The organism is Lysinibacillus sp. CNPSo 3705 (genome assembly GCF_028674935.1).
Classification (GTDB): domain Bacteria; phylum Bacillota; class Bacilli; order Bacillales_A; family Planococcaceae; genus Lysinibacillus.
In genome coordinates this window covers 62446-74362 of record NZ_JAQZSD010000010.1, presented here as the reverse complement: position 1 = coordinate 74362, position 11917 = coordinate 62446, and the positions used below count along the sequence as shown (strand labels likewise).

The window sequence follows — 11917 nt, the reverse complement described above, 5'->3', positions numbered from 1 at the left end:
CCTCTTTCATATGTATCTGAATGTATATTTTAAATTTCTAAGTTACTCACTAATTTCTCTAAAGCATTTTATTTGGCCAATGTTTCCCAGGCTTATACTCCCCACCTATAAAATACAGTTTCAACTTCACCATACTCATAAATACTGAATTTTAGATTAAATTTTTTTAGTGCTTTTTTTCATTCTCTACTATACTTAAAATATCTCTTATTACATCAATAACAACTTCTGGCTTATCAATATGTATTGCATGCCCGGCATCTTCAACGATAATATGTTGCCTTTTTGTTGACAAGTTTGCAAGCTCTTTCTGAAATTTCATCCAAGCAGCCATCGATTCCTTTGTATGAAAAGGCTGCAGACCCCCTGTAACGACAGTCAATGGAATATTTCCAAATGATTTAGAAGTACGCACTTGTTCTAAACTTTCTTCAACCTCAATAAGAGATCCTTCTATAGTAAATTGATTAAAATACGCTTCCTGAACTTCTTTTGTAAATAAAGGAGGCAATATTTTATTTTGATCCTCATGAGATGAATCTAAGAGAACTACTCCTACAACTTCTTCTGGATATTTACTTGCAAATAATCTTACATTTAATCCTCCTATTGAGTGACCCACTAAGACATACGGAGGCTTTACACCTGCCTTTTTAAGTAATGCATGTAAGTTATCGACACTTTGTCTACTATGCTGAGGTCTGTCATCTATTTCACTATTTCCGATACCTGCTCTGTCATAAATAAACATTCTTGAGAACTTTGATACTTCATTTTTAATCGAATTCCAGTTTTCTAAAGGAACTCCATACCCAGATTCGAAAACAAGTGTTGGACCGTCGTAATGCTCACCTAACAATTCATAATATAATTTGATACCACCTATATCAAGTTTTTGACCTGCTTCATTTTCAATAAATTCACCCATGTTTAATCCCTCGTTTTCCATTTTTTTAAGCTCTCTTCTATAAAAAATCTTTCCTAATTTCATAAACTCGAATTCAAGAAAGTTCAATTAAATTGAACTTTATCGTAACATGTAATAATTGCCTTTTCAAGCTGAAGTTTAATATAATTGAACCTATAAACTGAATATCAAGGATGTTGGAAAATGAATGAGTTAGGACAACGAATAAAAAAATTAAGAATAGAAAAAGGAATGACACTTGTAGAACTAACAGGGAAGAAAATGTCCAAAGGAATGTTAAGTATGATTGAAAATGGGCGCGCAAACCCTTCAATGGACAGTTTAAAATTTATAGCGCACCAGTTGGGCTGTGATCCTCAATATTTGTTAGGGAACCCTACTCCTGATGAGCTAAAAAACTTATTTAATATATTAGAGGAAGAATATGAAAAAAATAATGATCAACAGATCATTAATTTGACCCAAAACATTATTGACCAACAGTTTCCCATTTCAGTGGAATCTGCTAGGATATTAGAAATCTCCGGAAGAACAGTTATGAAGTCCGATAAAAAAAATGGAGAAATGTTGATAGATCGGGCTATATCAATCTATGATCGATTATCTCTTTATAGCCACTGTTTAGCTGTCAAATTATATGTAGTTGAATACCATGCAAAAAAGGGCGAGTATCTTAATGCCCTGAATATGTTAAAAAGTGTAAGAAAAGAGTATGATGAAAAAGCAAAAGTTATTGATATGCTAGTTGAATTAGAGGCGAATTACGTTGAAATGATCTTACTTTTTGGGATAGGTGAATATAAATCAGGGAAGGAAAAGCTTAATCAATTAATTGCTATGTCTAAGAAGAAAATGGTCTATTATAAGATGGATAATATTTTCCGGATTGCAGCATTCCAAGCCCTTCTTCATAATGATGAAAATGATTATGCTTATTTTATAAAAAAGTCCGAACAATTTGCTATATTTAGTGAAAATGATAAGTCCTTAGCTTATACACTGTTGCTTCAAGCTCATTATTATAATCAAATACCAAAAGATTATGAGCAAGCTCTTTTTTACTTAGATAAATTTGCTACAGTACTAAAGGGGAATATCGGAAGTGATTTTTATTATCTTGAAAAAGGGAAAGCTTTATTAGGAAAAGGTCAACTCAATGAAGCCTTAGAAGCGTTTGAAAAGTTCAAGATGCCGGGCTCAACTATATACCCGCTTGAATTATGTATTCTTTACACGGCTTATTCATATAGGGCAATTTGTCTTATGCAACTTGGAAAAATAGAGGAAGCGCTTATTTATGCAAAAAAGGCAGCTAGTAAAATAGATTCATTACCCAAAACGCATTATCAAGATTTTATTAAAAACACTATAGAGTTAGTAAATTCATCTTTGTAAAATTAAAAACTGTAAAGCACTTAAATTTTTTTGTCTTAAAGAAGAGATCAGGTTATGTTACGCAACAACATGCAAAAACCTGGTCTCTAGTGTTATACAGCACCAAACTTGCACATTTGTGAGAAGTCTAGTTATTTTCTCTTCTGTTCGCTATCATTGCACACTTCACTGATTATTGTGGCAGTCTTTGACACATGTAATAACAAATATTCCACAAATAGTACTTTAAATTTTTAGCAACGTTTATTAAAGATTGGTTTTTCTAGTTTCTCTATAAGATAATGTTCTAATGCAGAAATGAAATACCATTGCTCTCTATTATTGAAAATAAATACAGCAACTTCCGAGCTATTATCCGTAATTACCTTATCCCATTCTACATCTCCAAAAGCGTTCATTTGATTTAAAATTCTGGACCTTAATCCAACTGCAGGAAGTGCTCTACCAACGTACTTTACAATATCATCTTGAATGAAATAGTATATCCCACATTCTGTTTTTAGCTCATCAGTAAAGTTTTTATGGTTTTTAATATTTTCTAACGTCTCTTTTCTGTATGTGAGCTCTAAACCATTACTAATTTTTGAAGAAAACAAATTTACAAAATTTTGTACGTCTATATTAGAGTAGTTTCTTTTAACAATCATTCATTTAATCTCCCTTCTCCTCGTAGTACCATTATCTTTTTTAAAGCTGAATCTTCATCACATTATACTTAGCATTTCAAAATATAAGGATCATCACCAAAACGTGTTGGCGCTTTGTTGCTGCCGCTACGTTAAACACTACGCTTCCGCACAGAAAACATCCGCTGCGCTGTAGGGTCCCATCTGTGACACCTGTGATCTTGATCTGACCCCAAGGAGTCACTCAGTCTACACTCCAATCAACTATTTACAATCCACAACTTTGGATGATGAACCAAATATAATCAACAATAACAAATAATGTAATATAAATACTACCTATTGAAATAGTTGTTAGATAAATAGCGTCTTTAATAGTATCAATATCAAAATTAACTAAACTAAATAATAGTGCAAAAATGAATGAACAAATTAAATACTTAAAATACATGAATACAAAATTTTTATTTTTACTGTTTTTTTCAATTCCTACTGATACTCTAAAGCTACAAGCATGGCAGGCGCAGTACCATTGATACCGTATGCAATACTGTATGTAGTTCCAATAAATAATGGAATGAATAAATACTCCTAGAATTATTGTAATGACAAATTTTTCAACATTAAAGCTGTCCTAGCATCGACATTCAACACTTTGTATTTTCTTTGACATGAGCCTACCCCCTTTAGATCACCATATTCTTCTAAATAAATTCGGATAGTCTATAACCAAACCCTGTTCGTCTACACATATAATTGTTTCATAATCATAAGAACGGTATTTAAAATATCTCAATTTACCATTGTTATTTAAATATTTATAGGATTGGGGAACTTTTTTTACCTTAAGCGATGGAATCGATATGTATACCATTTCGAAATGTTCCTCTTGATCAAGGACCCAATTCATTCTATTGATAGGAAGTGAATTTGAAAATGGCGTTGCAGATATATCAATATCAATTGCACCTTTTAGCTTATCAATTACCCGTCCATCATTTTCGAACCAGTTTCCCTTTCCATCAGACGTTAATTTTAAACTGTTGTGATCATCAACCATTATTGTTAATTTTTTAGTAAACCAATTGGTGTCTAGATCAACTTTGTATTCTACAATATGAGCATTAGATTCATCCCCTTCTACATATATAATTGTCCCTTTCGCTGAGAAGTTTTCTTCTTCTTTAATAATGCTTAAATGCTCACAGCCAAACTGTTCCTCATTCTCCCATACTACCTTTTGATTCAAAACATTCTCCCCTATCTATCATAACCTCTTCATCGAAGGCTAATTCTTCTCTGGATAAAACACCTATTTTTCTTAATAGTGACATACTATCGTTTAACCTTTAAACCTAGCAGTTCTGCAAAGCCAATTGCTTGTTCAGTGGACACTACACAGCCACTTAAATTTTTCAATGTGACATTTAATCGTTCAAATGTGCATGTACTGATATCTACATTGTTTAAAGGCGTGTCGCTAAAATCAACGTCATCTATATTACAATGTTCAAATTTCACTTTCTTCAATTGGCAGTCGTAATAGCTTGTCCCACGTAATGATGACTGCTCGAAACAACTTTGTTTTAGTCTCGCTACCCCAAAGTTACATAAATTCATGTTACAACCTTTAAAAGAAACGTTCCCTAAATTTGCCTCCGAGAAATCAACACCTAACAACTTACAGTTTTTAAATGTAACTCGATGAATAATTCCTTCGTTGAATTTGGAGTTAGATAAGTCACAGTTTTCAAAGATGACATCAGTCATATCAATTTTATTGAAATTCGAGTTAAGCAAAGATACTTTTTGAAACATAACTTTAGATAAAAATAAACGTTCAATATTATCATTCTCTCTACTTATATTCGTAATCAATTGATTCGATAAATAAGGTTCTTCATCATAAAAAATGTCTTCAAAAGTTCCTTGAGCCAAATCATTTGGCAGAAGCGGAACTTCAATTTTAAATTTTGTCGTCATGCTATTTCTCCTCTCTCAAATAGTTTACATGAAAACCTTATTATAATGCTTCTTATGTAAAAGAAAACATTCGAATTACCACAACCAAAAGATTGTGGTAGGAAATTTTTATGTGTATTCCTTATTATTTATTACGTTTTGAGGAAGTGTTTTCATTGTGTTGTTTTTCATTTGTATTGTTCATTTGTTCATTCGTTAGATCATTTTCTTCACGCACATCTAAATCGTCAGGGCTTAAATCTGCTCCAAATTCTACTTGTTCCTCTTCACTTTTATTGCGCTTTTCTTTTGTCAAAGTTATCACCTCCGATATATAAATTACCCTTTTTGGCGTAAATTATACTTGTAAGAATATCTGCTAAATGCTATTTCCTCGCTAATAAACTATTCAAGTATCATTTGATTGGAATGAATTTAAGTATGGGCGCCACGCCAATTTTGGAAAAACTCCCCTGATATGCAATTCGGTCGGAGTGAAAGCTCTTTTGGACATCCTGGAGCTGGTGGTTCATTCTGCTTTGCTGATCCAAACGAGGGATTAGGATATGCCAACGCTATGAATAAACATGGATTTGGTATGGCTAATGAACCAAGAGAACTTGCTCTAAGGAATGCGTTGTATAATTGTATTTCAAGATAATTAGATGTCATTTCACTAGCTATGTAATTTATATTAAAATATGACTATAACATAAAAGGAGAAAAACTTTATGGCTGAAAAATATGTGCACCACATTTGCATACAAACGAATACATATGATGAATCTTTAACTTTTTACAGCGAAGTATTAGGATTTGAAGTAGCGCAGGAGTCACCAAATTTCCACGATAGACATTTTAACACTTGGTTAAAACTTGGAACATTTTATATTGAACTTCAAACAGGAAAGTATAATGAAAAACTTGATACATGCAATTCAAATGCTCTAGGCATTGTACATTTCTGTTTATGGGTTGACAATCTTAGTCAAGAAGTAGAACGGTTGAAGGACATGAATGTTCATTTTATTCCTAAAAATGATGAAATTATTTATAAGGTTGAAAATGGCCAGCTTTGTAAGTTAAAAGCACCTGAAGGAACTATTATAGAGCTTCGTGATAATACAGGAATATAAAGTGCTTAGGGGGACTTTCTTCATCTTGCTTCACTATTAGAAATAAGCCAGGACTCATTATAAAAAGAGTCCTGGTCATTTGTTTAAAATGGCTTAATTTAGCTATTCTAAGTTTTTCACTGCTTATAATCCTCTCATTTTTTGTCCAAGCTATAAACAAAACCCCTTTACTCCAAAAGATTGCACAGAATTTCTAAAAGTAGGGATCAAAAATGAAAAAAATTTTTTTGTTAATAGTAAGTTTAACAGCTATACTATTACTCGCCGGATGTTGGGATGTTAAAGAACCACAAAGAATGTACTATATTGATGGAATTGGTATCGATTATAAAGATGGTCAATATGAAATATATATGCAAATCATAAATTTTGCGAATGTAGCTAAATCTGAAGGACCTACTCCTCAAGCAGCACCATCAGAAATTGGATTTGCGAAAGGTAAAACGATGGAAGAAGCTTTTTTTAAATTATATCGCTCCATCGATCAAAAAGTTTTCTGGGGACATATGACTTTTATTCTTTTCTCTGAGGATGCCTTAAAAGACGCGAACTCAATTCCTGTTATTGACAGTTTTTTAAGGCATCGGGAAACGAGATACCAAATATTGACATACGTTACAAAGGACTCTATTAAAGATATTCTTTTAATCACACCAATATTAAATAAATCCCTAACCGCTTCAAAACTAAGCAATCCAATGCATACAAAAGAGCTACAAACATATGTAGAGCCTGTTGATTTACGAAAATTAATTATCAGCTTAAATGAACCGGGTCATGAAGTGAATTTGCCACTTGTAACAATTAACAAAAACTGGGAAACGACTAATAAACCAACAGAGGAAACTGCATTATCTGGTTTCGGAGTAGTTTCAAAAGATGGATTTAAAGGCTATATAAATGATGGGAATGCAAGAGGTATTCAATGGATGTTCCATAAAAAAACTCGAGGAGACGTAACCATTAAATTAAACAATAAAGAAAAAGAATTCTTAACAGTTGATTTAGAAAAATTAAGCACAAAAATTAAACCAATTGTAAAAAACAATGAAGTAACATTTGAAGCGGAAATAAAATTAAATGCGATCATTAATGGCTTCGAAGGAAAAGTAAACACCGACCAAATAAGAGAAGGTATTATTAAGGAAGTAAAAAAAGATATTAAAAAATCTTATGAAGCAGGTATAGAAATAGATGTTGATGTTTTCCGCTTATCGGAGCACCTATATCGAAAAAACGTAAAAGCATGGAAAAAAGTCCAGAAAGATGGCAAAATTCCATTGACAGCAGATTCACTTAGTAAAGTAAATGTTATCGTAAATAAAGTTAATCCAGGTCGAAAAACATTTGCTGAAACAATTAATGAATAGCTATATAATAATTGCGCCCGGAATTAGCGGGAAGCTTAAGACCAACAAATATTTTGTGCGAAAGCGTAGCGTTAGCAGCAAATATATATTGCCAAAGCCCACTAAAATACACCATAAAATCGAATTCATCTCCCACCTGTAAGTTGGGAGATGAATGTAGCTGATGCTTGCTTTCAATACAATATTATTTGCTGAAAAAAGCTAAATCTCATTTGTGTCATCTATTCAACGATATATACAATTCACTGAAATAAATTCTCATTCGAACTGTCATTTTTCATTCTATGTGGTATAATGCTGTTGATGGCTAAGCCATTATAAGGGCAAGACCAATTCTGAGCTGTAGTAGTGTCAAACGCTACAGCTTTTAATATTATTCTAATCGGACGACGCACCACTATCACTGCAACTAGATGTATCACTATAACTAGACACACTGTCCGAGCAATTGTCTGTATTTGAATCTTCAATGGATACGAATGAATTTGTTGAACTATAATCTATATGACTACTCGAATGGTTGGCATGACTTTCTATTGAACGATCATCATTAGAGAATTCCTTTTTTATTAAGCTAATCACACCTACTAAAATAATGAATCCGAAAATTACAATAAAGAAACCCATTCTTCTCTCCCCCTTTCAGATACTATTCCCATTTTATCATCAAGTGTGTTAAATATACCGTTTTTAACCAAATAGAGGATGCTACTTACTTTCCTGATGGCGAACGCCCTTATAATTCGTTCGCTACAACATTGAACCCTAACGTTTCTGCTTCTTGACGGTCAAAGCCTTCATCTAAATGCATACACCAATATTTTGAACGTACATCTGGTCTCACTAACTCACTTAATTTTCGTAAGGACAAATGTACATTGCCCTCATAATCAGCTTTACAAGTATCAACATAAACATAATCGTATGCCATTGGATTTAGTAAAGAGGATTTTAGGCTATTTGTATCTCCAGTATAATAGATAAGTTTGTCATCTATAGATAATTCAATTGAATAAGAAGGTATTTCTTTAACATGACTAGACTTTTCGAAAAGCACTTTACAGAAATGAAGTGTGTATTGTGTATCCGCTTGACATTTTTTTATTAAACATTGCACGCCTGGAATAATACCATTTATAGCTAACAATTCTTCAATTTTTACATCATCAACGGAATAAACACATACATTAGATTTTGCCATTTCGCCATGACAAAAATAGCTATAAAAAATAAAATCAGCAAGGCTTCCTACATGGTCCGCATGCGTATGAGTGATTAATACATGAATGTCCTCAATGCCTTCCAGTAAATTATGTTCCTTAATGCGATGAAAAATATTGCTACCACAATCAATTAACAACATTTGATTTCCTATTTTATAATAAGCGGATGTATTGCCTAATTTCGTATTAAATGCACTACCCGAGCCAATAAACTTCAACATAAAATAGCCTCTCTTCCATATTTACTTTATTTCACAATTAAAGGTTAGGTTCTCTAATGCTACCCTTTTTCCGTCTAAAAACTCTCTACTTTAGGCATTCGCCTTATGCTTTCTTTGTTTGTTGAGTCCTCTCAATAATGTTTACAATTATTAATTTAGATCAGATCGGAGGATATTTCATACCTTCTTCGTATCGTCTAATACAATTAAATTAATCTCTTTAGTTTTCGTGATAAACATATTCGTATACATAGACGGTTTATTTTTAAAATGTGACTGCTATAACACATCCTCTATACTTACTTATAATTTTATTTTCCTTCCTACGCCCCATACTTTTTTTCGAATGTTTTTATTGGGAAAATTTATTTATTTATTCCCTTTCGAATTATTTACTTGATAATATTGGCATAAAAACAAAAAATGAAGGGATTGGTGTTATGAAAGCTATTATTTTTGACTTCGATGGAACTTTAGCAAACACATTACCAATTTGTTATTACGCCTTTCAGAATGTCTTCAAAGACTTTGACAATAAAGACCTTTCTTCTGAAGAAATAAAAGCAATGTTCGGTCCTTCAGAAACAGGAATTATTAGAGAAAATCTAATTAATTCAAATAAAGAGCAAGCTATTGAATTGTATTATCAAAAATATTTAGAAAACCATTCTAACTTGGTTAACTATAATGTGGAAATTGATAAAATGATCAAACATTTAAAAGACTATGGTATTAAATTAGGCATTGTTACCGGAAAAGCAAGAAGAAGTTTAGACATTTCATTACAAGCTCTTCAAATGGATTACCTTTTTGATGTCATAGTAACTGGCGATGATGTTATTCACCCAAAACCTCACCCAGAAGGAATAATCAAGGCTTTATCATTATTGAGTGTACGGAGTAATGAGGCTATGTATGTTGGAGATAGTGATGCCGATATACAAGCAGGAATTGCAGCAAATGTACAAACTGTAGGAGTTCAGTGGTTGCAGGATTATCAAACTTTTGAATTTACAATAGAGCCTCATTCTTTTTTTAGCAGCGTTAAGCATTTTGTTGATTTTCTTAATATAGGTAGTCGTCATGAGCTATAAATGGTTAGAATGGGCGAAGAAGATACAATCAATATCTCAGGCAGGATTAACTTTTTCAAAAGACGTTTACGATATTGAACGCTATGAAGAATTAAGAAATTTAAGTGCACAAATAATGCTAGAATACACTGGATTAGAAATGCAAAAAATCAAAGATTTATTTACGAATGAAACGGGTTATCAAACACCCAAAATTGATGTTCGAGGAGCAGTATTTACTAACAATAAAATACTACTGGTAAGAGAAAAAATTGATGATAGATGGTCTTTGCCAGGTGGTTTCTGCGATATAGGTTTGTCGCCTAGCGAAAACATTGTCAAAGAAATTAAAGAAGAAGCAGGATACGATGTAGTTCCTACGAAATTACTTGCTTTATTGGATATGAATAAGCACCCTCATCCGCCTCAACCATATCATTATTATAAATTGTTTATTCAATGTGAAATTATTGGTGGGCAAGCAAGTAATGGTTTGGAAACAAAAGGAGTACACTTTTATCATAAACATAAGTTACCAAACCTTTCCTTAGGGAGAAACACAGAAAGTCAAATTAAAACGCTTTTCGAATTCTTAAGAAATCCTCATAAAGATACGATTTTTGATTAGTTTTTAAGTTATAGGACGTATTAGCCAAAAAAGTTTGGATATTGTTGCTATTCAATTAGCCGAGCAGGCTTGTGAATAAGCATTTTATATGAGCCCATACCTGCAAAAATAAAGGCATCGAACAATGAAGAACAATTAGGTATTGCTGAAGGGATCTACAAATTAGTGACCTAACCATTTTTGAAAGGAAAATGAATTATGTTTTTCATAGCATTTTTACCTATTTTTCTTTACTTATTATTAGAATTTTATAGAAGTTCACCTGTTAAAGAAGAAAAACGAAATTGTGGTTCTTTAGCCTTGATGGTAACTATTCCGGAGATAATTTATTTCTTTACAATAAATAAGATGAATTCAATGCTGTTTTTTGGTGTTATTGTCGGGCTAATTGGTGTATGGATCAGATTTTCTTCAATGAAAATCTTAGGGAGATTTTACAGTAGAAATGTCGGAATGCAGGGGGAACATAAGTTAATTCAAAACGGTCTATATAAATATATTCGCCACCCTGGTTATTTAGGGTCTTTTTTGACCTTTTTAGGATTTGCTATTTCTTCATCTTCGTTCATTGCCATTATCATAAATATCATTTTATTTTTCCTCGCGTATTCGTATCGTATAACAATTGAAGAGAGAATTCTTGTTACACTGTTTGGTGAACAATATAAACAATATCAGTTCAAGACTTGGCGAATTATTCCGTTTCTATACTAGCGATTATAGGAGAAAGTTAAAAATTAGTTACTAAAGTCATTGGGATTATAACCTAACGAATCCCTATATAACATTGTGAAGAACTATACTTAAAGAGATGGGTGACTTTTAAAATTTTTTCTAATTCACGAAATAACAAAACAGAAAGGCAGAATTTATTCTACACGTCTTGTAGATTAAATCTGCCTTTTAGTTTTAACAGCAACAATCTTTCGAAGTCAGCTTAAAGTAATAAATCGCGCCTATTTATTTATAGCGTTTTGGATTTGAAACTAGCTCTTATTGAATTTTTCTTTAGCATTTTCCTGTAAGTCATCCACATTTATTACTTTGGGATCACCAGTATATCCTTCTAAGCTTCTAGGGACACGGACAATCGTTCCTTGTTTAAAAGGTTTTTCTGCAAAAAAACTTACAACCTTTTCATTTCCATCTTTATCATATCCCTCTAGTGCGTATACGAAGTGACCATTGCTATTTGGAGATTGTAATTCCTCGTTAATTTGAACATAGTAGTCTTTTTCTATCATAGCACCTTTGTCACCCCAACCAACTAAGAAAGTAGTGAATAAAATAGTAATTGCTAGAAATTTCATAATCTTCATTTCTGATGCCTCCTCTTTTATAACGAAATAGTCTTG

14 protein-coding genes are annotated in these 11917 nt (G+C 32.3%); 6 read left to right on the top strand and 8 right to left on the bottom strand.

The genetic code is table 11. From position 1 onward, the window contains the following. Positions 1-166: 166 nt before the first annotated feature. Complete coding sequence (locus tag PVA17_RS06790; RefSeq protein WP_274067245.1) at positions 167-928, bottom strand: alpha/beta fold hydrolase; 762 nt, start codon at positions 926-928, stop codon at positions 167-169. Between the two features lie 183 nt (positions 929-1111). Here PVA17_RS06790 and PVA17_RS06785 point away from each other — a divergent pair, with 183 nt between their 5' ends. Then, entirely contained in the window at positions 1112-2323 is a 1212-nt protein-coding gene (locus PVA17_RS06785; protein WP_274067244.1) for a helix-turn-helix domain-containing protein, read from the top strand. A gap of 233 nt (positions 2324-2556) precedes the next feature. On the opposite strand, the gene PVA17_RS06780 is transcribed toward PVA17_RS06785, so the two are convergent. The 4 genes from PVA17_RS06780 to PVA17_RS06765 all read right to left on the bottom strand — a co-directional run bounded on the left by PVA17_RS06780 (position 2557) and on the right by PVA17_RS06765 (position 5236). Next, positions 2557-2970: a hypothetical protein gene (locus tag PVA17_RS06780; protein WP_132358289.1), complete on the bottom strand. Its 414-nt coding sequence runs from the start codon at positions 2968-2970 to the stop codon at positions 2557-2559. A 670-nt stretch (positions 2971-3640) separates the two neighbouring features. Further along, entirely contained in the window at positions 3641-4198 is a 558-nt protein-coding gene (locus PVA17_RS06775; protein ID WP_274067243.1) for a putative glycolipid-binding domain-containing protein, read from the bottom strand. 86 nt (positions 4199-4284) lie between these two features. Beyond that, positions 4285-4932 (bottom strand): pentapeptide repeat-containing protein, encoded by a 648-nt coding sequence (locus PVA17_RS06770; protein ID WP_274067242.1) that lies wholly within the window; start codon positions 4930-4932, stop codon positions 4285-4287. A 124-nt stretch (positions 4933-5056) separates the two neighbouring features. Further along, a complete protein-coding gene (locus PVA17_RS06765) occupies positions 5057-5236 on the bottom strand; it encodes a hypothetical protein (protein WP_274067241.1) in 180 nt (59 codons plus the stop codon). Positions 5237-5642: 406 nt separating this feature from the next. Here PVA17_RS06765 and PVA17_RS06760 point away from each other — a divergent pair, with 406 nt between their 5' ends. After that, a complete protein-coding gene (locus PVA17_RS06760) occupies positions 5643-6047 on the top strand; it encodes a VOC family protein (protein ID WP_274067240.1) in 405 nt (134 codons plus the stop codon). Between the two features lie 212 nt (positions 6048-6259). Then, positions 6260-7417 (top strand): Ger(x)C family spore germination protein, encoded by a 1158-nt coding sequence (locus tag PVA17_RS06755; RefSeq protein WP_274067239.1) that lies wholly within the window; start codon positions 6260-6262, stop codon positions 7415-7417. Positions 7418-7795: 378 nt separating this feature from the next. Here the strand turns inward: PVA17_RS06755 and PVA17_RS06750 are convergent, their stop codons facing one another. Beyond that, positions 7796-8044, bottom strand: a complete 249-nt coding sequence (locus PVA17_RS06750; RefSeq protein WP_132358301.1) for a hypothetical protein — start codon at positions 8042-8044, stop codon at positions 7796-7798. A 109-nt stretch (positions 8045-8153) separates the two neighbouring features. Then, positions 8154-8861 (bottom strand): MBL fold metallo-hydrolase, encoded by a 708-nt coding sequence (locus tag PVA17_RS06745; protein ID WP_132358303.1) that lies wholly within the window; start codon positions 8859-8861, stop codon positions 8154-8156. A gap of 440 nt (positions 8862-9301) precedes the next feature. On the opposite strand from PVA17_RS06745, the gene PVA17_RS06740 reads away from it, so the two are divergent. The 3 genes from PVA17_RS06740 to PVA17_RS06730 all read left to right on the top strand — a co-directional run bounded on the left by PVA17_RS06740 (position 9302) and on the right by PVA17_RS06730 (position 11276). Next, entirely contained in the window at positions 9302-9955 is a 654-nt protein-coding gene (locus PVA17_RS06740) for an HAD family hydrolase (RefSeq protein ID WP_274067238.1), read from the top strand. Next, on the top strand, positions 9945-10562 hold the full coding sequence (locus PVA17_RS06735; protein ID WP_274067237.1) for an NUDIX hydrolase: 618 nt from the start codon (positions 9945-9947) through the stop codon (positions 10560-10562). Before PVA17_RS06740 ends, PVA17_RS06735 begins: the two co-directional genes overlap by 11 nt. 198 nt (positions 10563-10760) lie before the next feature. Next, on the top strand, positions 10761-11276 hold the full coding sequence (locus PVA17_RS06730) for a methyltransferase family protein (protein ID WP_274067236.1): 516 nt from the start codon (positions 10761-10763) through the stop codon (positions 11274-11276). A gap of 272 nt (positions 11277-11548) precedes the next feature. Here PVA17_RS06730 and PVA17_RS06725 read toward each other — a convergent pair whose 3' ends face one another. Then, positions 11549-11881: a DUF1093 domain-containing protein gene (locus tag PVA17_RS06725; protein WP_274067235.1), complete on the bottom strand. Its 333-nt coding sequence runs from the start codon at positions 11879-11881 to the stop codon at positions 11549-11551. Positions 11882-11917 lie beyond the last annotated feature (36 nt).